Annotated in this window: 1 protein-coding gene and 1 pseudogene; both read right to left on the bottom strand. The window is 42.8% G+C overall.

Annotated elements, in window-relative coordinates; translation table 11 throughout:
* Positions 1-407: Wzz/FepE/Etk N-terminal domain-containing protein (locus tag AB4486_RS24705; RefSeq protein ID WP_372119325.1), on the bottom strand; the 407-nt coding region annotated here is incomplete at its 3' end.
* Between the two features lie 170 nt (positions 408-577).
* Positions 578-790, bottom strand: a pseudogene (locus AB4486_RS24700) (low molecular weight phosphotyrosine protein phosphatase); the annotation flags it as partial.

Raw genomic sequence — 790 nt, 5'->3', positions numbered from 1 at the left:
ATGTGGTTGATGTCGCCAGTTAAGCGTGCAAAGCCTTTGCCGACGATTGGCGCATAGTTAGGTGAGGTCACAGTCGTTAAGTTAAACTTATCCACCGTTTCACCCAAAATCATACGCGATTTGATGATCTCCACTTCTGTCGTGGCAGAAGATTCCTGAGAGAACAATTCACCCATATCACCAACCATAGAAGAGATGCCACCAGAGCTTTTCTCTTCAATTTGGATCAGGGCATCCGCTTTGTATATCGGCGTCGAAAGCAAAGCAAACGCAATACCAAACACAGCAAAAACGAATGTGGTGAGCATGATTAGCCATTTAGCATCTAATAAGATGCCAAGCAGTTTTCCTAAATCTATCTCATCAGAGTTATCTGTATGCGATTGCTGAGAGGGTTGTGTTGTCATTTGTTTGCTACTTCCTAAAGTATTGCTATTTAAGAGACGATATATACGCTCCGCGTACTTCTCTTTTATATTATTCCGTTGGTGGCTTTGCCATGCCTACATTTAGAGCATGACATTTAAAAAGCTGTCTATTTAAAACCTACTGCATCTAAAATCTATTGCATTTAAACCTACAGTTTTTTTGCCCAAGCTTGCGCCGCTTCGTCAATCAGCTTATAAGCATGTTCAAACGCCTCTCGACTTTGACGATAAGGGTCAGGAATGTCTTTCTGGCCAATCCACTGACCAAACAGCATCGTTTTTCCGCGAGCCTCCGGCGATATTTGAGTTAGCGCTTCTAAATGGCCCTTCTCCATCACCAAGATCAAGTCATACTGAGCACA

The sequence above is a fragment of the Vibrio sp. 10N.222.55.C6 genome (genome assembly GCF_041473395.1).
GTDB lineage: Bacteria > Pseudomonadota > Gammaproteobacteria > Enterobacterales > Vibrionaceae > Vibrio > Vibrio crassostreae_C.
The sequence above is the reverse complement of the archived record's forward strand: the minus strand, read 5'-3'. Positions and strand labels throughout refer to the sequence as shown.